Raw genomic sequence first — 22243 nt, forward strand, 5'->3', positions numbered from 1 at the left:
GTCGCGCCTGTCACGAGGTCACCGTGCGATACGCACGAGTCAACCTCTGTTCCCAGCCGTTCGAAGGACGGCTCTTACTCCTCCGGCGGGAAGACCGGTTCGCCGCTCTCCAGCAGCGTGATCGCGATCGCCTCCACCGGACAGCTCTCGGCGGCCGCCAGAATCTGCTCGTTCGCGTCGATGTCGGCGGCGCGCGGGTGCGACTGCCGCGCCGAGTCCAGCGTGAAGCCTTCGGGTGCGTTGCCCACGCACAGGCCGGAGCCGATGCAGACACTCCGGTCGACCTCGACGTGCCAGCGGTCCCCCATCACTGCTCCGCGCGCGCCGCGTCAGCGGCTGACGCATAGGTGGAAGGGAGATGGATCATCTTGTGCTCCAGGTACTCGCCGTATCCCTCGGGCCCGAACTCGCGCCCCAGACCGGAGCTCTTGTAGCCGCCGAACGGTCCGAGCATGTCCAGACTGAAGGTGTTGACGTTGTACGTCCCCGTCCTGATCCGCCGCGCGAAGTCGATGCCGCGCTCGACGTCCGCCGTCCAGACGCTGCCGCTGAGCCCGTAGTCGGAGTCGTTCGCGATCCTCGCCGCCTCGTTCTCGTCCCCGTACGGCAGCAGGCAGATCACCGGCCCGAAGATCTCCTCGCGGGCGATGCGCATGGAGTTGTCGACCCCGCCGAAGAGCGTCGGCTCGACGTACCAGCCCCGGTCGAGCCCGGCCGGACGCCCGCCGCCCGTAAGGATCTTGGCGCCCTCCTCCTGGCCGATCCTGATGTAGTCGAGGGAGCGCTGCTGCTGACGCCGGGCGACCAGCGGGCCGACCTGCGTCGCCGCATCCAGCGGATCGCCCACCACCAGCGCGGAGGCCGCGGCAGCGAACGCCTCGGCGATCTCGTCGTAGCGGCTGCGCGGCGCGAGGATACGGGTCTGGGCCACGCACGCCTGTCCGTTGTTCATCCAGGCCGCGGGCACGATCCCGGCGACCGCCGACTGAAGATCCGCGTCCGGCAGGATCACCGCCGCCGACTTGCCGCCGAGCTCCAGGGTGACGCGGGTGAGATTGCGCGAGGCGACCTCCATGACCCGCTTGCCCGCGCCGACGGACCCGGTGAAGGACACCTTGTCGATCCCGGGGTGCCCGACCAGATGCTCGCTGACCTCACGGTCCGCGGGCAGGATGGACAGGACGCCCTCGGGCAGGCCGGCCTCCTTCGCCATCTCGCCGAGGATGTACGAGTCGAGGGGCGACTCGGGCGAGGGCTTGAGCACCACGGTGCAGCCCGCGAGCAGGGCAGGCCCGAGCTTGGCCGCGGCCGTGAACTGCGGGACGTTCCACGGCACCACGGCCGCGACAACCCCGACCGGCTCCCGTCGCACGAGAATCGGCCCGAGCACTCCGGCCCGCCGCTCCTCGTGCGCGAAGTCCCGCGCGACGGTGATGGCCGCGTCCCACACCATCATCGCGCCGAGCGCCTGCGCGAGGACGCTCCAGGAGTAGGGAGAGCCGTTCTGCGAGCTGACGGAGCGGGCGATCTCCTCGTGCCGTACGGCGATGGCGTCCTTGATCCGGCTCACCACGGCAATCCGCTCATCGAGCGTCGCACGCGGCCAGGGCCCCTCGTCGAATGCCTTGCGAGCGACGGCCACCGCCCGGTCGACGTCGGCGCGGGAGGCGTGCGGGACCCGGCCGATGACGTGCTCGGTATGGGGCGATACGACCTCGATCGTCTGGTCGCCGAGGGGGTCGGTCAACTCCCCGCCGATGAACAGCTTTCCGTGTTCCACAAGCTCCGTCATGGCTGCTGCCTCCCGCGGGCCCCGGCATTATCTGACACTGTTTCAGAACTGATATCAGTTCTAGTTCGAGTAGTCCACGGCAGGAACGAAAGAGCCTGTGACCAGTGGTTTCCCGTTGAACTGGCTCTCCACGAGCGATTTGGGCTGGCCCCGGCTACCGTGGGACATATGACAACTCATGTGACAAACGTGATGTTCTACACCGTGAGGTCCGGTGACACCCTCACCGGCATCGCCGCCAAGTTCGGCACAACCGTCGAGCAGCTGGTCAAGTGGAACGGGATCCCCAACCCCGACGTGATCAAGACCGGGCAACGGCTCACCGTCTCGCAGTCGGACTCACCTCAAGCGCTCCGCTACACGGTCAGGAAGGGCGACACGCTGACGGCCATCGCCGCGAAGTTCGGGACGACGGTCGAGCAGCTGGTCAAGTGGAACAAGATCGCCAACCCGGACCGGATCAACATCGGGCAACAACTCATCGTGGCGAAATCGGAGCCTGCGTCGGTCTGAGACAGCGTCAGAGCTCTGCCGTGCCCAGAGGGTTGGGACTCACCCGCCCCAGAGCAACGCCGACCGGCAGCACTGGGAAGCCCCGTCCGATGAGATTGCGCACATCGTCGACTGACGGTGCCTCCCACAGGCAGTGGGCCCGCGACCCGTCTGCCGCGGGCAGTACCTGGTGGACCGTCAGGCCGGCCGGGAGGTTTTCGGCCGTTTCTTTGGACGAGTACTTCGAGGTCAACTCCGACGAAGCCATAGGACTCCCGTGACCCATCACTGAGAGCCAGACCGCATAAGCCGCGCAGCCGGCTTGGGCACGGGGCGGCCGGGCAGTCACCCGAGGGGGTGACTGCCCGGCCACACGAGAATCAAGCCCTGCCTCTCCCGGCAGGTTTCCCTCGCAATTGCCGGGTGGCTGCTACTGAACACGAATACCTGACGTCGGGGCGAGCGGGGGTCAGCTGCCCATGCTCAGGCCGGTCTGCATGAGGCATGCGTCGATCAGGTGCGGGCGGCGGGTTCACCGCAGCTCACCCAACTCCCCACGGAAGACAGTCGACTTGGGCGACCATTGGAACCAGTTCTAGTTATAGTGAGCACTGGCCGTGCCGCCGAAGAGATGACGAGGGCCTCATGACGCAGGTGACCGACCACCGCGGGGGCGTCTGGTCCATCGAGGTGCCCATCCCGGACAATCCCCTCGGTCACACCCTCGTCCACCTGCTCGACACCGACCGCGGCCCCGTTCTCATCGACACCGGCTGGGACGACCCCGCCTCCTGGGACACCCTCACCGCCGGTCTGGACTCCCTCGGCGTCCGCGTCGCCGACATCCACGGCGTGGTCATCACCCACCACCACCCCGACCACCACGGCCTGTCCGGGCAGGTCCGGGACGCCTCCGGTGCGTGGATCGCGATGCACGCCGCCGACAGCGCGGTGGTACGCCGTACCCGCGAAGCCGAACCCGGCCGCTGGCTCGACTACTTGACGGACAAGCTGACACGCGCGGGCGCGCCCGACGAGCACACCGCGCCGTTGCGCGAGGCCCGCGCCTCGGGACGGATGCGTACGCTGCCGGGGCTGCGCGCCGCCCTGCCCGATCGGGAGATCGTGCCGGGTGAGCTGCTCGACCTGGCCGGGCGGCGGCTGCGCGCGATCTGGACGCCCGGACACACCCCCGGTCATGTGTGCCTTCATCTGGAGGAGGCCCACCCGGCGAAGCGGCCGGGCAACGGCCGGCTCTTCTCCGGCGACCATCTGCTGCCCGAGATCACCCCGCACATCGGCCTGTACGAGGACCCCGACGACGCGACCGTCACCGACCCCCTCGGCGACTACCTCGACTCACTGGAGCGCGTCGGCCGCCTCGCCCCGGCCGAGGTGCTGCCCGCCCACCAGTACGCCTTCCCCGACGCGGCCTCCCGGGTACGGGAGTTGCTCGCCCACCACGAGGAGCGGCTGTCAGGACTGCTCGCCCTGCTGGCGGAGCCGCTCACCACCTGGCAGGTCGCCGAGCGGATGGAGTGGAACCGGCCCTGGCAGCAGATTCCGTACGGATCACGGAATATCGCGGTCTCGGAGGCGGAGGCACATCTGCGCAGGCTGGTGAAGCTGGGGCGGGCGGAGGTGCTGACGGGCACCCCCACCACGTACGTGGCCCTCTGACCCGCTCCCGCCGTCAGCTCAGGCAGGCGCCCTGACGGCATAAGTAACCCGCCGGTAGAGTGAGCGCGTCGTCATCATGCCCGTACGGGGGGAAGCCGGTGCAAATCCGGCACTGACCCGCAACCGTGAGCCGCCGTCGCAGGCGGTGAGTCGGAATGCCTCGTACGCGGTCGTGAACGGCTCCTGCCACCGGAACCGCCGGTGGCCGGCACCGTCGAGGTATACGGGCCGGAGCCATGGTGCCTTTGCGTGCCTGTGCCCGGCTCCCGCAGGAGAGGCCAAGCCCGCCATGAGCATCGTCCGCCGCAGCGCCGCAGCGCTCGCCGCATCAGCCGTACTCGGCCTGGGCATCACCTCGCCCGCGGCCGCCGCACCGTCGCCCACGCCCTCTGCCGCAGCGCCCTCGGGCCTGTACGGCACGGGCGACCCGACCTACGACGGCGTCTGGCGGCAGTCGCTGGCGCTGCTCGCGCAGGACACGGTCGGCCTGAAGCCCGCGGCGAAGGCGGTGGACTGGCTGACCGGGCAGCAGTGCGACAGCGGGGCGTTCCCCTCGTACCGGGCGGTGGCGGCCACGCCGTGCGACGCCAAGCTGCCGCTCGACTCGAACGCCACCGCGGCCGCGGTGCAGGCGCTGGCCGCACTCGGCGGGCAGGACGCCGCCGTGAAGAAGTCGGTCGGCTGGCTGAAGTCCGTGCAGAACGCGGACGGCGGCTGGGGCTACAACCCGGGCGGCGCGAGCGACGCGAACTCCACCTCGATCGTGATCGGCGCCCTCGCGGCGGCGGGCGAGAAGCCGGACGAGGTGAAGTCGAAGGGGGGCAGGACGCCGTACGACGCGCTGCTGACGTTCGCGAAGCCGTGCGGTGGGAAGGACGGCGGGGCGTTCGTCTATCAGCCGAAGCAGCCGGGGATCGTGGCCGACTCCACGGCGGCGGCGGTGCTCGGCGCGCACGGCAAGGGGCTGGTCGTGACCGCCGGTGCGCAGGACGCGAAGGGGACGGTCTGCGAGAAGTCGACGACGGTCGAGGGCGCGGCGCACAACGGCGCCGTGTACCTCGCGACCGCCCTCGCCAGGACGGGCCACCTCGACACCCCGCCGATGGCGGGCGCGGCCGACCCGACGCCGAAGCCGGACTTCGGGAACACGGCGGACGCGGTCGTCGCGCTGAGCGCGCAGGGCCTGGGCGACCAGGCGAAGAAGCCACTGGAGTGGCTGGAGAGGAACTCCGCGGCATGGGCGAAGGAGTCGGGCCCGGCGGCGTACGCGCAGCTGATCCTCGCGGCGCACGCGGCCGGCGCGGACCCGAAGAGCTTCGGGGGTACGGACCTGGTGGCGGGCCTGAACGCGACGGGTCCGGCGCCGGAGAAGCCCGCGGCGGCCGACACGTCGCAGACCGAGAAGAAGGACTCCTCGGACTCGGGCTCCGGTGTCGGGGTGTGGTGGATCGTCGGCGCGTTCTTCGTCGCGAGTGTGGGTGCGGGCTTCCTGTTCAGCGGCCGCCGGAAGAACCAGCAGCAGCCGTGATGCGTACGCGAATCCTCGCCCTGGTTCTCACGCTCGGCGCCGCGCTGACGCTGCTGGGCGCGGGACCGGCGCAGGCCGCGGGTTACCGCTACTGGTCGTTCTGGCTGAGCAGCGGCGGCACGTGGACCTACGCCACCGAGGGCCCGGCGACCGCGAGGCCCGCGGACGGCTCGGTGAACGGCTTCCGCTTCTCGGTGAGCGAGGACAGCGGGGACTCGGCGCAGCCGCGCAGGGCCCCGGACTTCAAGGCGATCTGCGGCGGGACGCCCCCGAAGGCGGACGCGAAGCGCATCGCGCTGGTCATCGACTCCGGCACCCGGGCGGACGCGCCGTCGGGCGACACGCCACCGGCCCTGCGGGTGGCGTGCGCGCAGGTCCGGAGGGACGCGACGAGCGCGGAGGCGCTGGCGTCAGTGGCGAAGCCGCTGCGGTACAACAGCCAGGCGCTGCTGTGCGCGATCGCGGGCTACCCGAAGTCGGGCTGCGGTGACCAGGTCTCGGCGACCGAGCAGAAGCGGTCGGCCCCGGCCTCCTCGGACGCCGAGGAGGGCGGCCCGTCGCTGGGCATCGTGGCGGGCATCGCGGCGATCCTTGCGCTCGGGGGCGCGGCGGTGTGGCAGTCCCGCCGCCGGAAGCGATGACGCCGACCCCCGGCCTGCGGCCGTGCCTCGCAGCCGCCCGCGCAAGGGACCCCGAGCCCGCACCACGGCGTCCTGCCGCGTCGGCACCGGGCAACACGGAACCGCCCCGCCACTCCCGCTGGGCGCGGCTGCGGACGCCCGAAGCCGGCCGGAGCAACGCCCTTCACGCCGGCGCCTGGTGGATCTGGGCCCTCGGTCTCGCCGTAGCCGCGTCCCGGACCACCAACCCCCTCCTCCTCGGCCTCGTCGTCGGCGTCGCCGGATACGTCGTCGCCGCCCGCCGCACCGATGCCCCCTGGGCCCGGTCCTACGGAGCCTTCGTCAAGCTCGGCCTCGTCGTCATCGGGATCCGCGTGCTCTTCTCCGTCGTCCTCGGGTCGCCCATCCCCGGTACGCACACCCTCCTCACCCTCCCCGAAGTCCCCCTCCCCCACTGGGCAAAGGGCATCCGCATCGGCGGCCGTGTCTTTGCCGAACAGCTCGTCTTCGCGCTGTACGACGGCGCCAAGCTCGCCACGCTCCTCATCTGTGTCGGCGCCGCCAACGCCCTCGCCAACCCCGCCCGCCTCCTCAAGTCGCTCCCCGGCGCCCTGTACGAGGTCGGCGTCGCCGTCGTCGTCGCCATGACCTTCGCGCCGAACATGGTCGCCGACGTCGTGCGCCTGCGCGCCGCCCGCCGCCTGCGCGGCCGCCCCACCGGCGGCATCAGGGCCATTGTTCAGATCGGACTGCCCGTCCTGGAAGGCGCGCTGGAGCGGTCGGTCGCCGTCGCCGCGTCGATGGACGCCCGCGGATACGGGCGTACCGCACAGGTGCCACCCGCCGTCCGGCACACCACGACCGTCCTCACCCTCGGCGGGCTCCTCGGCGTCTGTGCAGGGTCGTACGGACTGCTGGCCGCCGCGGGCGCATCGTACGGACTGCCCCTCCTCGTCACCGGGCTGCTCGCCGCGCTCGCGGGTCTCCGGCTCGGTGGGCGACGCTCTGTCCGCACCCGCTACCGCCCCGACCACTGGGGCCCCAGGGCCTGGCTGGTCGCGGGCTCCGGAGCGGCCGTCGCAGCGCTGCTGATCCTGGCGGGTTCGTACGATCCGGACGCGCTGCACCCCGGCGTCGTACCGCTGACCGCGCCGACGCTGCCGCTGTGGCCCGCCGCGAGCATCCTGATCGGCCTGCTCCCCGCCTTCGTCGCACCCCTCCCGAAGGAGTCCTTGTGATCCGCTTCGAGAATGTCTCGGTGACGTACGGCGACGGCGCCGCGCCGACCCTGGAGCGTGTGGATCTCACCGTCCCCGAGGGTGAGTTGGTGCTCCTGATCGGCCCCTCCGGCGTCGGCAAGTCGACCCTGCTCGGCGCGGTCTCCGGCCTCGTACCGCACTTCACTGGTGGCACCCTCCGGGGCCGGGTCACCGTCGACGGCCGCGACACCCGCACCCACAAGCCCCGCGAACTCGCCGATCTCGTCGGCACGGTGGGCCAGGACCCGCTCGCCCACTTCGTCACCGACACGGTCGAGGACGAGCTGGCGTACGGCATGGAGTCGCTCGGCCTCGCCCCCGAGGTGATGCGCCGCCGGGTCGAGGAGACGCTGGACCTGCTGGGCCTGGCGGAGCTGCGCGACCGGCCCATCGCCACGCTCTCCGGCGGTCAGCAGCAGCGCGTCGCGATCGGCTCGGTGCTCACTCCGCACCCGAAGGTCCTGGTCCTGGACGAGCCGACGTCGGCGCTGGACCCGGCGGCGGCCGAGGAGGTCCTGGCGGTGCTGCAACGCCTGGTCCACGACCTGGGAACGACGGTCCTGCTGGCCGAGCACCGCCTGGAGCGGGTCGTGCAGTACGCGGACCAGGTCATCCTGCTGCCGTCCCCGGTTGCGGCGCCGCGGATGGGCGCGCCGGCCGAGATCATGGCGGCCTCGCCGGTGCACCCGCCGGTGGTGGCGCTGGGCCGCCTGGCGGGGTGGGACCCGCTGCCGTTGTCGGTCCGGGACGCGCGGCGCAGGGCGGGTGCGCTGCGGGACCGCCTGGAGGGTTGTTCCCCCACCCCGCCCCCCGGGCGAAGCTCTGGGGGAGGGCGGGGCGGGGCGGAAAACGCCCCCAGCCCGACCGCCCGCCTCCGCGCCCTCACCGTCCGCCGCGCCCGCATCGAAGCCCTCCGCCGCGTCGACCTCACCGTCCCCCCGGGCGAGATCATCGCCCTCATGGGCCGCAACGGCGCCGGAAAGTCGACCCTCCTCGCCACCCTCGTGGGCACCGTCGAGCCCACCTCCGGCACCGTCGAGGTCGGCGGCCGCACCCCCCACCGCACCCACCCCCGCGAGCTCGTCCGCCAGGTCGGCCTCGTCCCGCAGGAGCCGCGTGACCTGCTGTACGCGGACACGGTGGCGGCCGAGTGCACGGCCGCCGACGCCGACGCCGGAGCAACCCCCGGCACCTGCCGCGCCCTGGTCAGCGAGCTGCTCCCCGGCGTCGCGGACGCAACGCACCCCCGCGACCTCTCCGAGGGACAGCGACTCGCGCTCGCGCTGGCCATCGTGCTGACCGGCCGACCCGCGCTGCTCCTGCTCGACGAGCCGACCCGCGGCCTGGACTACGCGGCCAAGGCCCGGCTCGTCGCCGTACTGAAGGATCTGGCCGCCGAGGGCCACGCCATCGTCCTGGCCACCCACGATGTGGAGCTGGCCGCCGAGCTCGCGCACCGCGTGGTGATCCTGGCCGGTGGCGAGGTCGTCGCGGACGGCCCGACCGCCGAGGTCGTGGTCTCATCCCCCGCCTTCGCGCCGCAGGTCACCAAGATCCTGGCCCCTCAGGAGTGGCTGACCGTCTCCCAGGTCAGGGAGGCGCTGTGAGCCCTGTGAACCCTGCGAGGAGGGCCACACGCCCCGCTGTGACGCAGGCCACCCGCGCACCCGCGAAAGCACGCCCCATCCGCCTCGGTCCCCGTTCCATCGCCGCCCTCGCCCTGATCAGCGCGATCGGGGTCATCGCCTTCGGCTGGCCGCTGCTCGCCGACGCCGCCTCCGGGCTCGCCCACTCCGCCGACGCCCCCTGGCTCTTCGCCGCGCTGCTGCCCCTCCTGGTGGCCGTGGTCGTGGCGACGATCGCCGACACGGGGATGGACGCCAAAGCGGTGGCGATGCTGGGAGTGCTCGCCGCGGTCGGCGCCGCGCTGCGGCCGCTGGGCGCGGGCACGGCCGGCCTGGAGCCGATGTTCTTCCTGATGGTGCTGAGCGGCCGGGTCCTCGGCCCGGGCTTCGGCTTCGTACTCGGCTCGGTCACGATGTTCGCGTCCGCGCTGCTCACGGGCGGTGTGGGCCCCTGGATGCCGTTCCAGATGCTGTCGATGGGCTGGTTCACGATGGGCGCGGGGCTCCTGCCCGGCCCCGACCGCCTGCGCGGCCGCGCCGAGGTGCTGATGCTCGCCGTATACGGAGCCGTCGCGGCCTTCGCGTACGGCACGGTCATGAATCTGCAGGGCTGGACCTACATCGGCGGGCTCTCCTCCGGGATCTCCTTCCACCCCGGCGACCGGCTCCCCGAGAACCTGGTCCGCTTCCTCGCCTACTGCGCGACGACGTCCTTCGGCTGGGACCTGGGCCGCGCCGCCCTGACCGTCGTACTGACCCTCACCATCGGCTCCACCGTCCTCAAGGCGCTGCGCCGTGCCACACGTCGCGCCAACTTCGAGGCGCAGGTCACATTCGAGGCCCCCGAGGGGGTCCCTCAGAGGTGAGCCGCCCCACACGCCGAAGTCCGGTACGAAGCGGAGTAGGAGACCTCAGCGGGCCGCTGAACCCGCTCAGGCGCCCTCCGATCCCCGCCGTGACCTGCGCGGACGCGATCCGTCAAGCCTCCTGGCCGAATTGACCGATATGCGAGCTCGGCTAGTAATAAGCGTCCTTGCGAGGGTCTGAGCGGCTCGCTAAACATGGTCCGGTCGCAAGGCGCGGCGTGCTCGTCCCGAGCCGCAACGCGCCGTTCGGGCGGCCGGAATTCCCGTCGTACGTACGGGAATCCGGCATGCTCCGCGACCGCCCTGTTCCCGACGTAAGGACTGCCTGTGTCTCGCTCCCTCATCAGCCGCATCGCCAACCTCCCGAAGACCGCTGTGGTCGGCTCCGCCCTCGTGGTGAGCTCCGCCGCCATGGTCCTCGGCGCCAACCCGGCGACGGCCGCCACGACCGCCGCGCCGTCCGGCTCCGCGCAGGCGATCGCCAAGCAGATGATCAAGGACGACGCGCAGTTCCAGTGCTTCAGCAACATCGTGTCCCACGAGAGCGGCTGGAACGTGTCCGCGTCCAACCCGTCCTCCGGCGCCTACGGCCTGGTTCAGGCGCTGCCGGGCGGCAAGATGGCCTCGGCCGGCTCCGACTGGAAGACCAACCCCGCCACCCAGATCAAGTGGGGCCTGGACTACATGAACTCCCGCTACGGCAGCCCGTGCGGCGCCTGGTCCACCTGGCAGTCCCAGGGCTGGTACTGAGCCCAGCCCGGCTCAACCCGGCTCAACGCGGCCCGGCTCAGCCCGGCCCGGCTCAGCCCAGCGAGTTGAACCAGCCCACAGTCTTGGGCGCTGCGCTCTTGAAGGCCCCGAAGTGGTCGACCTTTCCCTGGTCGAACACCGGGGCTTTCGTGCCGTGGGCGGCCAGATCGCGGGCGCAGCTGCGCGTGTTGGCGATGGGCACATCGGTGTCGCCGGCCGCGGTGTAGAGCCGCACCGGCGCCTTCGACCGCCAGGCGCAGTTGCCGTCCTGCGCGCGCAGGGCCGCAAGCAGCCCGCCCCGCGGATGGCGTACCCGTTGCAGGAACTCGGGCGTGAGCAGCTGCTTCAGCGTCCCCGGCAGCGCCTTGACGATGTCCTCCTCCTCGTGGCGGCCGTCGAAAAGCCCCTCGATCCGGGCTGCGTACGGCGCGCGGAACGCGTCGGCGGGCGTCCGGTAGACCGGATGCAGCCGGTTCTGCGCGGTGAGGAAGTACGCCATGTAGAAGACGCCACTGGTCCTGTTGACGCTGCCGTCGAACAGCCCGGGCACCTCCGCGTGCCTGAGGTCGTACGGCCCCGAGACCGGCGCGAGCGCCCGTAGACGGAAGTGCCGGTCGGCGCCGTTCTGCAGGGCCCGCCCGAGAGCCATGGCCACCTGCCCGCCCTGCGAGAACCCGGTGGCGTACACATCACCGGTGAGCGGCCGCGCCAGCAGCCGGCTCGCGGTGCGGGCGGCCCGCAGCATGTCGACGCTCGCGGTCACGGCGGACGCGGTGTCCATGTACGGATGCCGCCCCGGTCCCTTGCCGAGCCCGAGGTAGTCGGGCGCGGAGACGGCCCGTCCGGCGGAGGCGTGCAGATAGGGAGCGAGCCTCCCGAGGCCGCTGCCGACGGAGGGCGCGTCGTCGCGGTGGGCCATGGTGCCGTGCGTGTCGGAGACGACGTCGAGCCGTCGTGCCCCGCCGTCGGGCAGGACGAAGAGACCGGTGGCGAAGGTGGGCCGCCCATGGGCGGTGACGGTGCGGTAGGTGAGCCGGTAAGCGCGTACGCCGTGGCGGACGGTACGGGTGTCGAGCCCGGGCCCGGCGATGAAGCGGACGACCTGTGCGCGGTCGAGCGACGCGATGCGCTCGACCCTCAGTAACGTGCCCCGCGCGTTTGTGTGCTTGACGGCTGAGGGGTGCACCGGCTCCGCCACGGCCGTGGGGGCCGCGGGGCTCGCGGCGAGCGCGGTGAGGACGATGGCGGTCGCGCCTGCGAGGTTGCTCAGCTTTGAGGTCATACCTCGAAGGTAGGAAGGAGCGGCTCCGCCGGACATCCGGGCAACACCCGGACCGTGGTACACCCGTCACCACCCCTGGGACTTCGCCCCAGCCCCCCTCCCGGTGCGTCGCCCCGGACCCTGTCCTCAATCGCCGCACGGCTGGTTCACAGCCCGTCCGGGGGTCCCCCGGACGAGGGCCGGGGGGAGATTGAGACGCAGGGGTCGTCGGGGACGGCAGCCCCCTACAGCCTTTGAATGATCGTCGCCGTCGCCAGCGCGCCACCCGCGCACATCGTCACCAGCGCGAACTCCTTGTCCCTGCGCTCCAGTTCATGCAGCGCCGTCGTGATCAGCCGCGCTCCCGTCGCCCCCACCGGGTGCCCGATCGCGATCCCACCCCCGTTGACGTTGACCTTGTCCAGGTCCTGCTCGAAGACCTGCGCCCAGCTCAACACCACCGACGCGAACGCCTCGTTGACCTCCACCAGGTCGATGTCCCGCAGCGACATCCCCGCCTTGCCCAGCACCGCCCGCGTCGCGTCGATCGGGCCGTCCAGGTGGTAGTGCGGGTCCGCCCCGACCAGTGCCTGCGCGACGATCCGGGCCCGCGGCTTCAGCTTCAGCGCACGCGCCATCCGCTTCGAGGCCCACATGATCGCCGCCGCGCCGTCGGAGATCTGCGAGGAGTTGCCCGCGGTGTGCACCGCCGTCGGCATGACCGGCTTCAGTTTGGCCAGCGCCTCCATGCTGGTGTCCCGCAGCCCCTCGTCCCGGTCGACGAGCCGCCACATGCCCTGCCCGGCGGCCTGCTCCTCCTCCGTGGTGGGCACCTGCACGGCGAACGTCTCGCGTTTGAAGCGCTCCTCGGACCATGCGACCGCTGCCCGCTCCTGCGACAACAGCCCCAGCGAGTCGACCCGTTCCCGGGTGAGACCGCGGTTGCGCGCGATGCGCTCGGCCGCCTCGAACTGGTTGGGCAGGTCGACGTTCCACTCGTCGGGGAAGGGTTTGCCGGGCCCGTGCTTGGACCCGCTTCCCAGCGGCACCCGCGACATCGCCTCGACCCCGCAGCTGATGCCGATGTCGATGACACCGGCCGAGATCATGTTCGCGACCATATGGCTGGCCTGCTGTGAGGAGCCGCACTGACAGTCCACCGTCGTCGCCGCGGTCTCGTACGGCAGCCCCATCGCCAGCCAGGCGTTGCGCGCGGGGTTCATGGACTGTTCGCCGGCGTGGGTGACCGTGCCCCCCACCACCTGCTCGACACAGTCGGCGTGAATGCCGGTGCGGCCCAGAAGTTCTCGGTAGGTCTCGCCCAGCAGATAGGCGGGGTGCAGATTGGCGAGCGCGCCCGAGCGCTTGCCGATGGGGGTGCGTACGGCTTCGACGATGACGGGTTCCGCGGCCATGAGCTCGTCCTCTCCTGACATGCGCGGAGGCGTCCCGGCGCCGCCACGCGAGAACTAGTACGCGTTCTAGTTCTCCAAGCAGTCTTATGAGTGCTACCCCCGGTACGCAAGGGTCTTGCACGCCCCTGCTGCACCCATGCCCCGCAACAAATCCGGCCGTGACCCTTGCCACTTGTAGAACTCGTTACTACCTTTCGGCCAATTCTGATGGGTCGTCAGGCACGTTCGGACGAAGCGTGTCACCGACACCACCGCCAGACCTGGAGTTGCCGATGCCCTGCCCCCATCTGCCCGAAGGCTTCGACTTCACCGATCCCGATCTGCTCCAAGCCCGCGTTCCGCACCCCGAGTTCGCCGAGATGCGGAAGACCGCCCCGGTCTGGTGGTGCACACAGCCGACCGGGATCTCCGGCTTCCAGGACGAGGGCTACTGGGCCGTTACCCGGCACGCCGACGTCAAGCATGTCTCCACACACCCCGAACTGTTCTCCTCCAACACCAACACCGCCGTCATCCGGTTCAACGAGTCCATCAGCCGTGACCAGATCGAGGTCCAGAAGCTGATCATGCTGAACATGGACCCGCCCGAGCACACGCGCGTACGCCAGATCGTCCAGCGCGGCTTCACTCCCCGGGCGATCCGCTCCCTGGAACAGGCCCTGCGCAACCGCGCCCGCGCCATCGTCGAGACGGCGCTCGCGGGCGCGACGGACGACGGCAGCTTCGACTTCGTCACCAATATCGCCGTCGAGCTGCCGCTCCAGGCCATCGCCGAACTCATCGGCGTACCCCAGGAGGACCGTGCCAAGATCTTCGACTGGTCCAACAAGATGGCGGCGTACGACGACCCCGAGTACGCCATCACCGAGGAGATCGGCGCCGAGGCGGCGATGGAGATCGTCTCGTACTCGATGAACCTCGCCGCCGCCCGCAAGGAGTGTCCGGCCAAGGACATCGTCAGCCAACTGGTCGCCGCGGAGGACGAAGGCAACCTGTCCAACGACGAGTTCGGCTTCTTTGTGATCCTGCTGGCGGTGGCGGGCAACGAGACCACGCGCAACGCCATCAGCCACGGCATGCACGCCTTCCTCACCCACCCCGAGCAGTGGGAACTCTTCAAGCGCGACCGCCCGGCGACGGCCGCGGAGGAGATCGTGCGCTGGGCGACGCCCGTCGTCTCCTTCCAGCGCACGGCAACCCAGGACGTGGAGCTGGGCGGTCAGCAGATCAAGAAGGGCGACCGGGTCGGGCTCTTCTACTCCTCCGCCAACAACGACCCCGAAGTCTTCGCCGCGCCCGAGCAGTTCGACATCACCCGCGACCCGAACCCCCATCTCGGCTTCGGCGGCGGAGGCCCGCACTTCTGCCTCGGCAAATCGCTGGCCGTGATGGAGATCAACCTGATCTTCAACGCGGTGGCGGACGTTCTGCCCGGACTGCGCCTGGTCGGCGACCCGCGGCGGCTGCGCTCGGCGTGGCTGAACGGCATCAAGGAGCTGCAGGTCAGCCACGTCTGACCTGCGTTGCCGTGGGAGGCAGGGGCCAACTCACCCCACGCCCCGCCCCTGCCTCCCTCTGGCGCGCCGGGCCCGTCGCAGAGGCTGCTCATCTGCCCGAGTGGCGGGAACGGGGCCGCGGGCGGATCCTGGCAGGAACGCGACGATCCACCCCAGGGGGTACGGGGACACCCGTACCCCCTGGGGCCGTGCCTGCTACTTCGGTGCGGCCGGAACCGGCGTCTCCACCTGCGCACGCGCGAGTGGGACCGCGCCCGGGGGCACCCGGAGCTGCCGTCGGCCCGCCAGGACGTACGTGAGGCCGAAGCCCGCGCCGACGACCGCCGCACCGCCCGCCGCGTCCAGGACCCAGTGGTTCGCGGTGGCGACGATCGCGCAGACCGTGAAGAGCGGGTGGAGCAGGGCGAGGAGCTTCATCCACAGCTTGGGTGCGAGGACGAGGACGATCAGGCCGCACCAGAGGGACCAGCCGAAGTGCAGCGAGGGCATCGCCGCGTACTGGTTGGTGACCGCGGTCATCGCGCCGTAGTCCGGGTTGGCGAGGTCCTGCGGGCCGTGCACGGTGTCGATGAACTCCATGCCGGGCATCAGGCGCGGCGGTGCCAGCGGGTAGAGCCAGAAGCCGAGCAGCGCGAGCAGTGTGGCGAAGGCGAGGGACGCGCGTGCCCAGCGGTAGTCGGAGGGGCGGCGGACGTAGAGGACACCGAGGATGGTCAGCGGCACGATGAAGTGGAAGGACGTGTAGTAGAAGTTGAAGAAGGCTTCGGCCCACTTCACCTTCACCACCGCGTGGTTGACCCAGTGCTCGATGTCGATGCCGAGCGCCTGCTCGGCGGAGACGATCTGGCGGCCGTGCTCCTCGGCGGCGGTGACGCCGCCGGTCGCCGCGGCGCGGATGTGCGAGTAGGCGGAGTAGCCGACCCGGATCACCAGAAGTTCGAGGAGCAGGTTGGGGCGGCTGAGCACCCGGCGCCAGAAGGGCAGCAGCGGCACCCGGCGCCAGCGGGCCGGGGCGGGCAGGGCGTACTCGGTGGGGATGGGCGCGCGGAAGTGCGGCGAGGTGCGGGGCAGGAACGGCACCGCGCAGGCGGCCGCGAGCGCCGCGACCAGGACGACGTTGTCGCGTACGGGGAAGAGCACCGCGATGTTGGGCAGCAGCATCGCCTGGGGCAGCGTCATCGCCAGGACGATCAGCACGGGCCAGAGCATCCGGTCGGCCGCGCGCTTGCCGACGCGGCCGACGACGGCGAGCAGCACCCACAGGAGCTGGTGCTGCCAGGCCGTGGGCGAGACGGCGACGGCGACGCAGCCGGTGAGGGCGACGGCGAGGAGGAGCTGGCCGTCCTCGGCGTAGCGGACGGCGCGGCGCAGGCCGAAGAAGCAGACTGCGGCGGCGAGCGCGACGTAGAGCGCGATCTCGAGCGGGCCCTGGAGGCCGAAGCGCAGAAGCGCGCCGTGCAGGGACTGGTTGGCGAGGCTGTCGGGGCGGGCGCCGAGTCCGGCACCGGCGACATGGTGGACCCAGTACGTCCAGGAGTCGCTCGGAAGCGCGGCCCAGGCGAGTGCCGAGCAGGCGGCGAACGTGCCGGCCGAGGTGACGGCGGCGCGTCTGCGGCCGGTGAACCAGAGCAGCGGCGCGAAGAGCAGAACCGTGGGCTGAAGGGCTGCTCCGACACCGATCAGCACGCCGGACGATCTTTCCCCTCGGGCGGCGAAGCAGCCGAGGAGGACGAGCAGAACCGGGATGATGCTGGTCTGGCCGAGGTAGAAGCTGTTGCGCACCGGCAGCGAGAGCATCAGCAGGCTGATGGCGATGGGGGCGGCGAGCAGGCCGCTGCGGCGCGATACAGGGCCCGGGAGGGCGCGGGCGACGACCAGGCCGAGGCCGACGACGAGCAGGAGCGTGCCGAAGGTCCAGGCGACGCCGAGGCTCTGCTCGGCGGAGCGCGCGAGCGGTTTGAGTACGAGTCCCGCGAAGGGTGTACCGGTGAACTTGTCGGCGTCGTAGAGCGAGCCCTTCACATGCAGGACGCCGTTCTCGCCGATCCAGGTCTCCAGGTCGGTCAGCCGCTCGCCGGGCGGCTGCCGGAGCACCGCTGCGGCCTGCCGTATCGCGAGGACGGCGGCCACCAGCCACAGGGCGGCCCTGGCGGCGCCCATCCTCGAGTCCGTCGTCCCGCTCCCGCGCACGCTGTGCTCCGCGTTCGCCACGTCGCGCCGGCCTCCCCTACGTTCTGCGTTTCTGGTTCATAGAGCCTCGCACTGCCCCCTGAAGGAGACCCAGGCAACCCCCTCTTAGCCTGAGTGTCACCCCGTTTTGACCGAATATCTCGCCGACCGGCACCGGAACCGGAAGTTCGGGGCCGTCGTCACAGGAGGCATGCGGGGGAACATACAAGAAATTCGGGCCAGGATTCTGCTGGTCGTGGCAGCGCTGCTGGCGCTGCAGCTCGGATCGCTGATCAGCCCGGCGTACGCGTGCGGCTGCGGGGCGATGGTCCCGGACCGCGGGTCTCATATGGCGGTCGACCGCGAGACCTCGGTGGTGGGGTGGGACGGGCGTACGGAACAGATCGTCCTGCGCTTCACGGTCGACGGAAACGCGCGGAAGGCCGCGTGGATCATGCCGGTGCCCAGCCGGGCGACGGTGGAACTCGGTGACCGGGCGCTCTTCGACGAGCTGGAGACGGCGAGCGCGCCGGAGCACAGGACGCGGCACTACTTCTGGCCGCGCGCCCACGACTGGCCCTTCTCGTCCGGCTCCACGGATTCCGCGGGCGCGCCGGCGCCGGGAGCCAGGGCTTCGGTGGGCGTGGTGGGACGGGAGCGCCTCGGCGACTTCGATGTCGCACGGCTGACGGCGACGGATCCGGGGGCTCTGCGACGCTGGCTGGAAACCAACGGCTTCCGGTTGCCGACCGGTCTTGCGACGGAACTGAAGCCGTACGTCGCTCAGAAGTGGGAGTACGTGGCGGTGCGGCTGGCGCCCGAGGCGGAGGGTGCGATGCTGCGCGGCACGCTCGACCCGCTGCGGCTGCGGTTCGCCAGCGAGAAGCTGATCTACCCGATGCGGCTGTCCCGGCTGGCCAAGAACGCTCAGTCGCTGGGCCTTTTCGTGCTGGCGCGGCACCGGATGGAGCCGAAGTCCTCGATCGGCGGGGATGCGCCGGAGGTGACGTACGCGGGCAAGGTCCCGGCGGACGGGGTGCTCGCCGGGTTCACGGGCGGCGGGCAGACCTTCCTGACGGCGCTGGACCAGAGGTTCCCGGAGCCGGGGCGGATCAGTGGCGACCACGAGCTGCGGGCGGCCGAGGCGGACACTCCCTTCCGGCGGGTGGTGTACGAGGACGAGCTGCTGACGGCGGGCGGTGTGCCGGTGTGGCTGCTGACGGTCGGCACAGGTCTCGCGGCGCTCGTGGTGGCGGCGCTGTGGCGCGTACGGGCCAGGCGGCGCAGGCCGGTCCTGCCGCCGCCCCCGGTTCATGTGCCGCCGCCGGTCGCCTGAAAAGTGGGCCCCGCTGAAATAGGTTGGGCCTATGACCCAGGAGCAGTGGAACGCAGTTGACCGCTTCATCACCGACCACCTCGTCCACGACGACGAAGCCCTCAAAGCGGCCCTCGCGGCGAGTGACGAGGCCGGCCTCCCCGCCATCGCCGTCGCCGCGAACCAGGGCAAGCTGCTGAACCTGCTGGCCCAGATCCACGGCGCCCGCAGTGTGCTCGAGATCGGCACACTGGGCGGCTACAGCACGATCTGGCTGGCCAGGGCACTGCCGGAGGGCGGCAGGCTGATCTCCCTCGAATTCAACCCGGCCCACGCGGAGGTCGCCCGCGCGAACCTGGCCCACGCGGGCCTCGACAAGATCGCCGAGGTCCGCGTGGGCCCGGCCCTGGAGACCCTGCCGAAACTGGTCACCGAGCCGGGCGCGGGCCCCTTCGACCTGGTCTTCATCGACGCGGACAAGCAGAACAACCCGCGCTACGTCGAGTGGTCCCTGAAGCTGACCCGCCCCGGCAGCCTGATCATCGTCGACAACGCGATCCGCGGCGGTGCGGTCGTGGACGCGGACAGCACGGACCCGGCGATCGTGGGCACGCGGGAGATGTACGAACTGGTGGCACGTGAGCCGCGGCTGGACGCGACGGCGGTGCAGACGGTGGGGACGAAGGGGTACGACGGCTTCCTGCTGGCGAGGGTGGTGGACTGACACGTCCGGTCAGGGGCGTGCGCGGTGCGGCAGGATGGGGCGCATGAGCATTGTGAAGATCAACGCCCTGACCGTGCCCGAGGAGCAGCGTGAAGTGCTGGAGAAGCGCTTCGCGTCCCGTGCCGGGTCGGTGGAGAACTCCGACGGCTTCGAGTGGTTCGAACTCCTTCGTCCGCTCGAAGGGACCGACCAGTACCTCGTCTACACCCGCTGGCGCGACGAAGCCGCGTTCCAGGCATGGATGGAGGGCTCGATGAAGACGGCGCACCAAGGTGGCGGGGAGCAGGGTGGCGGGGAGCGGCCGAAGCCCGCCGCCACCGGGTCCACGCTCTGGTCGTTCGAGGTGGTGCAGCAGGCCGCCCCCAAGGCGTAGGCCCCTCTTCGGGCCGGCTCTTCAGGCCGGCTCTTCAGGCCGCCAGGAAATCGTTGGCCAAGGGTTCGGTGGCTCGGGTAGAGAGAGCGTCATGACGACGTGGACCATGGGCCCCGAAGCCTTCGATTCCGCCGACGCCGACGTGCTGCGGCGCGAGTACTACGACGAGGTCGCGAGCCGCTACTGGAAGCGGCCCGCGACCGCCGAGGAGATCGACAAGGGGCTGACCGGGGACGGCGTCGAGCAACTCGCGCCGCCCACCGGGCAGTTCGTCGTCGGGCGGTACGGCGGCAAGGCCGCGGCGTGCGGCGGGGTGCTCATGCTGGACGCCGAGCGGGCGGAGCTGACCCGGGTCTTTCTGCGGCCCGCCTTCCGGGGCAGGCAGGGCGCGCGGCTGCTGCTGGGGGCCCTGGAGGACGCGGCGCGCGGGCTCGGGGCGCGGCGGATGGTGCTCAATACGCGGCTCGATCTGATCGAGGCGCGCAAGCTGTACCTCCGGCACGGCTACGCGGAGATCCCGGCGTACTGCTCGGGGCCGTACATGGAGGTCTGGTACGGCAAGGCGCTGTGACCCGGGGGCTCCGAGGTGCGCGGCCGGGCGGCCCGGGCCCCGGGAAGGCCGGTTGACCCGCAGCCGAAGCCCGGGTGCGGGTGGCCCGGAGCCCCGGGGCGTCAGCGCGCGTGGTCCCGCTTCGGGTCCGGGCTGTACGGGCGTTCCCCGTCCGAGCCGCACAGTTCCGCGGTCAGGTCCCGGACCAGCTGCACCAGATCCGTCGGGCGATCCGGGCCCCACCAGTCGCCGAGCAGCTCCGCCAGCGACTCCTCGCGGGCGTTCGAAAGACGTACGGCCGCCTCCATCCCCGCGTCGGTGAGCATCAGTTGCAGCCCCTCGCGGCGGGCCAGGCCCCGCTCCTCCACCTGACGGGAGGCCTCGGTGATCGCACGCAGCGGCACCGGTGTGGTGTCGGCGAGCCGTTGGGGCTCCACCATGCCGTGGCGGCGGATGCGCAGCAGCAGCCAACTGGCCGCGGGCAGCAGGTCGTACCCCGCCTTCTCGGTGATCTTCTCGTAGATCCTGCGCCGGCCGTCGCGCGAGCCGAGCACCGAAAGCGCCCGTGCCACCTCCTCGTGGGAGGAGCGCGTGACCGGGTTGGACGCCACGGTCTCGCTGGGGTCGGGCGCGGTGACCGAGCCACGCAGCTTGTCCTCCTTGAGGAAACAGGCGACGACGAAGGCGACGGCCACCACGGGAACGGCGTACAGGAAGACGTCGGTGATGGACGACGAGTACGCGTGCAGCACCGAGGGGCGCAGCGCGGACGGCAGTTCGGCGATCGCGCGCGGGTCGGCCGCCAGCTCGCTCGCCCCGGCCCCGGGCGGCACCTGCTGTCCGGCGAGCGCGTCGGTCAGTTTGTTCTCCAGCCCGTTGGTGAAGAGCGTGCCGAAGATGGCGACGCCGAACGAGGCGCCGATGGAGCGGAAGAAGGTCGCCCCGGACGTGGCGACGCCCAGGTCCGCATAGCTGACCGCGTTCTGGACGACCAGCACCAGCACCTGCATCACCAGGCCGAGACCGGCTCCGAAGACGAAGAAGTACGCACTCATCTCCCAGGTGGAGCTCGTCTCAGTGAGCTGGTGGAGCAGGACCAGGCCGACGGCGGTGACGCCGGTGCCCGCGATCGGGAAGACCTTCCAGCGTCCTGTGCGGCTGACGATCTGTCCGGACGCGGTCGAGGTGAGCAGCATGCCGAGCACCATCGGCAGCATGTGCACACCGGACAGGGTCGGTGTGACCCCCTGCACGACCTGGAGGAAGGTCGGCAGGTAGGTCATCGCGCCGAACATCGCGAAGCCGACGATGAAGCTGATGACGGCGACGAGCGAGAAGGTGCGGATCCGGAACAGCCCCAGCGGCAGCACTGGTTCGGCCGCGCGCTGCTCCACGTACAGAAAAGCGACGAGAAGTACGGCGCCGAGTACGGCGAGGCCGATGATCCGACTCGAGCCCCAGGCCCAGGTGGTGCCGCCGAGGGAGGCGACCAGGACCAGACAGGTGGCGACGGATGCAATGAGGAGGGTGCCGAGGTAGTCGATGGTGTGCCGGGTGGGGCGGGCCGGGATGTGCAGTACGGCGGCGATGACGAGCAGTGCCACGACGCCGATGGGCAGATTGATGTAGAACACCCAGCGCCAGCTGAGGTGTTCGGTGAAGAAGCCGCCGAGGAGCGGCCCGAGGACGCTCATCGCGCCGAAGACCCCGCCGAACAGGCCCTGGTATTTTCCGCGTTCGCGCGGCGAGACGATATCGCCGACGATCGCCATCGACAGGACGATGAGGCCGCCGCCGCCCAGACCCTGGAGCGCGCGGAAGCCGATGAGCTGCGGCATGTTCTGCGCGATGCCGCACAGCGCGGAGCCGATGAGGAAAATGACGATGGCGGCCTGGAAGAGCTTCTTGCGGCCGTACTGGTCACCGAGCTTGCCCCACAGGGGCGTCGCCGCGGTCGAGGCCAGAATGTACGCGGTGACCACCCAGGACAGATGGTTCATGCCGCCGAGCTCGCTGACGATGGTCGGCAGCGCGGTGGACACGATCGTCTGGTCGAGGGCGGCGAGCAGCAGGCCGAGCAGCAGTGCGCCGATGGCGACCATGACGGCCCGCCGGTTCTGGCCCTGGCCCGGGGCCGGACTGACGGCCTCGGTGCTCACTTCCTGAGCCATGCCGCTCTCTCTCCTCGCCGCTCTCCGCACCACTGTCCTCCCCATCGTGGTGGGTGTGACCGGTTATGGCCTGCCGAGGTGGCCGGGCGCCGTTGGGCCTCGCGTGCGGCGGCTGCATAATCGCTCGCAGGGTAAG

The 22243-nt window shown here is 71.0% G+C and carries 19 protein-coding genes and 1 riboswitch; of the genes, 13 read left to right on the forward strand and 6 right to left on the reverse strand.

The annotated features are described in order from the left end of the window. Positions 1 to 74 precede the first annotated feature (74 nt). Positions 75 to 308, reverse strand: coding sequence for a ferredoxin (locus tag ACI2LP_RS04510; protein ID WP_404723078.1), 234 nt, complete (start codon positions 306 to 308; stop codon positions 75 to 77). After that, on the reverse strand, positions 308 to 1792 hold the full coding sequence (locus ACI2LP_RS04515; protein WP_404723079.1) for an aldehyde dehydrogenase: 1485 nt from the start codon (positions 1790 to 1792) through the stop codon (positions 308 to 310). Before ACI2LP_RS04515 ends, ACI2LP_RS04510 begins: the two co-directional genes overlap by 1 nt. A 168-nt stretch (positions 1793 to 1960) precedes the next feature. Here ACI2LP_RS04515 and ACI2LP_RS04520 point away from each other — a divergent pair, with 168 nt between their 5' ends. From ACI2LP_RS04520 to ACI2LP_RS04555, 8 genes are all read left to right on the forward strand, one after another. Then, positions 1961 to 2305 carry a LysM peptidoglycan-binding domain-containing protein gene (locus ACI2LP_RS04520; RefSeq protein WP_404723080.1) on the forward strand — a complete coding sequence of 115 codons (345 nt, stop codon included), beginning with the start codon at positions 1961 to 1963 and terminating at the stop codon, positions 2303 to 2305. A 624-nt stretch (positions 2306 to 2929) separates the two neighbouring features. After that, positions 2930 to 3964, forward strand: coding sequence for an MBL fold metallo-hydrolase (locus ACI2LP_RS04525; protein WP_404723081.1), 1035 nt, complete (start codon positions 2930 to 2932; stop codon positions 3962 to 3964). Positions 3965 to 4053: 89 nt separating this feature from the next. Beyond that, a riboswitch (cobalamin riboswitch) is annotated at positions 4054 to 4124 on the forward strand. Between the two features lie 129 nt (positions 4125 to 4253). After that, positions 4254 to 5492: a prenyltransferase/squalene oxidase repeat-containing protein gene (locus ACI2LP_RS04530; protein WP_404723082.1), complete on the forward strand. Its 1239-nt coding sequence runs from the start codon at positions 4254 to 4256 to the stop codon at positions 5490 to 5492. Beyond that, entirely contained in the window at positions 5492 to 6133 is a 642-nt protein-coding gene (locus tag ACI2LP_RS04535; RefSeq protein ID WP_404723083.1) for an SCO2322 family protein, read from the forward strand. The genes ACI2LP_RS04530 and ACI2LP_RS04535 overlap by 1 nt, the downstream gene beginning before the upstream one ends. Beyond that, a complete protein-coding gene (locus ACI2LP_RS04540; RefSeq protein ID WP_404723084.1) occupies positions 6130 to 7350 on the forward strand; it encodes an energy-coupling factor transporter transmembrane protein EcfT in 1221 nt (406 codons plus the stop codon). Before ACI2LP_RS04535 ends, ACI2LP_RS04540 begins: the two co-directional genes overlap by 4 nt. Further along, positions 7347 to 8978, forward strand: coding sequence for an ABC transporter ATP-binding protein (locus ACI2LP_RS04545; protein ID WP_404723085.1), 1632 nt, complete (start codon positions 7347 to 7349; stop codon positions 8976 to 8978). Before ACI2LP_RS04540 ends, ACI2LP_RS04545 begins: the two co-directional genes overlap by 4 nt. A 38-nt stretch (positions 8979 to 9016) precedes the next feature. Then, positions 9017 to 9862: an ECF transporter S component gene (locus tag ACI2LP_RS04550; protein WP_404723086.1), complete on the forward strand. Its 846-nt coding sequence runs from the start codon at positions 9017 to 9019 to the stop codon at positions 9860 to 9862. Positions 9863 to 10189: 327 nt separating this feature from the next. Beyond that, positions 10190 to 10612 (forward strand): transglycosylase SLT domain-containing protein, encoded by a 423-nt coding sequence (locus tag ACI2LP_RS04555; protein WP_404723087.1) that lies wholly within the window; start codon positions 10190 to 10192, stop codon positions 10610 to 10612. A 52-nt stretch (positions 10613 to 10664) separates the two neighbouring features. Here the strand turns inward: ACI2LP_RS04555 and ACI2LP_RS04560 are convergent, their stop codons facing one another. Both ACI2LP_RS04560 and ACI2LP_RS04565 read right to left on the reverse strand, forming a co-directional pair. After that, positions 10665 to 11894 carry an alpha/beta hydrolase family protein gene (locus tag ACI2LP_RS04560; protein ID WP_404723088.1) on the reverse strand — a complete coding sequence of 410 codons (1230 nt, stop codon included), beginning with the start codon at positions 11892 to 11894 and terminating at the stop codon, positions 10665 to 10667. 224 nt (positions 11895 to 12118) lie between these two features. Further along, on the reverse strand, positions 12119 to 13288 hold the full coding sequence (locus tag ACI2LP_RS04565; protein WP_360874707.1) for a steroid 3-ketoacyl-CoA thiolase: 1170 nt from the start codon (positions 13286 to 13288) through the stop codon (positions 12119 to 12121). 272 nt (positions 13289 to 13560) lie between these two features. Here ACI2LP_RS04565 and ACI2LP_RS04570 point away from each other — a divergent pair, with 272 nt between their 5' ends. Further along, positions 13561 to 14805: a cytochrome P450 gene (locus ACI2LP_RS04570; RefSeq protein ID WP_404723089.1), complete on the forward strand. Its 1245-nt coding sequence runs from the start codon at positions 13561 to 13563 to the stop codon at positions 14803 to 14805. A 195-nt stretch (positions 14806 to 15000) separates the two neighbouring features. Here ACI2LP_RS04570 and ACI2LP_RS04575 read toward each other — a convergent pair whose 3' ends face one another. Then, complete coding sequence (locus ACI2LP_RS04575; RefSeq protein WP_404723090.1) at positions 15001 to 17016, reverse strand: bifunctional glycosyltransferase 87/phosphatase PAP2 family protein; 2016 nt, start codon at positions 17014 to 17016, stop codon at positions 15001 to 15003. A 169-nt stretch (positions 17017 to 17185) separates the two neighbouring features. On the opposite strand from ACI2LP_RS04575, the gene ACI2LP_RS04580 reads away from it, so the two are divergent. From ACI2LP_RS04580 to ACI2LP_RS04595, 4 genes are all read left to right on the forward strand, one after another. Beyond that, positions 17186 to 18310, forward strand: a complete 1125-nt coding sequence (locus ACI2LP_RS04580; RefSeq protein WP_404723091.1) for a DUF2330 domain-containing protein — start codon at positions 17186 to 17188, stop codon at positions 18308 to 18310. A gap of 31 nt (positions 18311 to 18341) precedes the next feature. Then, positions 18342 to 19013, forward strand: coding sequence for an O-methyltransferase (locus ACI2LP_RS04585; RefSeq protein WP_404723092.1), 672 nt, complete (start codon positions 18342 to 18344; stop codon positions 19011 to 19013). Between the two features lie 43 nt (positions 19014 to 19056). After that, positions 19057 to 19386 carry an antibiotic biosynthesis monooxygenase family protein gene (locus ACI2LP_RS04590; protein ID WP_404723093.1) on the forward strand — a complete coding sequence of 110 codons (330 nt, stop codon included), beginning with the start codon at positions 19057 to 19059 and terminating at the stop codon, positions 19384 to 19386. Between the two features lie 91 nt (positions 19387 to 19477). After that, positions 19478 to 19957 (forward strand): GNAT family N-acetyltransferase, encoded by a 480-nt coding sequence (locus ACI2LP_RS04595; protein ID WP_404723094.1) that lies wholly within the window; start codon positions 19478 to 19480, stop codon positions 19955 to 19957. A gap of 101 nt (positions 19958 to 20058) precedes the next feature. Here ACI2LP_RS04595 and ACI2LP_RS04600 read toward each other — a convergent pair whose 3' ends face one another. Beyond that, the gene (locus ACI2LP_RS04600; protein WP_404723095.1) at positions 20059 to 22107 is read right to left on the reverse strand and encodes a DHA2 family efflux MFS transporter permease subunit; all 2049 of its coding nucleotides are present in this window, start codon (positions 22105 to 22107) and stop codon (positions 20059 to 20061) included. Between the last annotated feature and the right edge of the window lie 136 nt (positions 22108 to 22243).

It is taken from the genome of Streptomyces sp. NPDC019890, assembly GCF_044903445.1.
In the GTDB taxonomy this organism is placed as follows: Bacteria; Actinomycetota; Actinomycetes; order Streptomycetales; family Streptomycetaceae; genus Streptomyces.